This is a genomic window from Hymenobacter saemangeumensis, assembly GCF_039541835.1.
Taxonomy (GTDB): Bacteria; Bacteroidota; Bacteroidia; order Cytophagales; family Hymenobacteraceae; genus Hymenobacter; species Hymenobacter saemangeumensis.
Window position 1 is genome coordinate 1 of the sequence record NZ_BAABGZ010000030.1, and the last position, 531, is coordinate 531.

Genomic DNA, 531 nt, shown 5'->3' on the forward strand with positions numbered 1-531 from the left:
TAGAGGGTGTTAATGACTTATTGAGGAAATTCGGGGATGAAAAAGCCCCGACCAGCCTATCCAAGTGACGTTACGGACGAGGAATGGGCATTTGCTGCGCCCTATCTGACATTGATGAGCGAGGCCGCTCCCCAGCGGGAGTATCCGCTGCGAACGTTATTCAATGCCGTGCGGTACCTGGCCCGCACCGGGGTGCCTTGGCGGTATTTGCCGCACGAGTTTCCGGCCTGGCCGGCGGTCTACCAGCAGTTGCGCCGTTGGTTGGACGCGCGCTGTTTCGAGACGATGGTGGACGATTTGCGCCACCTGCTGCGCACGGCGCAGGGCCGCCCGGCCGAGCCCTCGGCCATCCTCTTGGACAGCCGCACGCTGCAGAGCACGCCCGAAAGTGGCCACCGGGCCGGTTACGACGGGGCCAAACGACGCAAAGGCAGCAAGGTCCACGTCGCGGTTGACACGCTGGGCCACTTGCTGGCCGCGCTCGTTACCCCGGCCACCGCCCAGGACCGGGCCCAAGTGGCCGCCCTGGCC

General features: G+C 65.2%; 1 protein-coding gene. It reads left to right on the forward strand.

All coding sequences use genetic code 11. The features are described 5' to 3' along the window. Positions 1-36: 36 nt before the first annotated feature. Positions 37-531: IS5 family transposase (locus ABD919_RS13800; protein WP_345236610.1), on the forward strand; the 495-nt coding region annotated here is incomplete at its 3' end.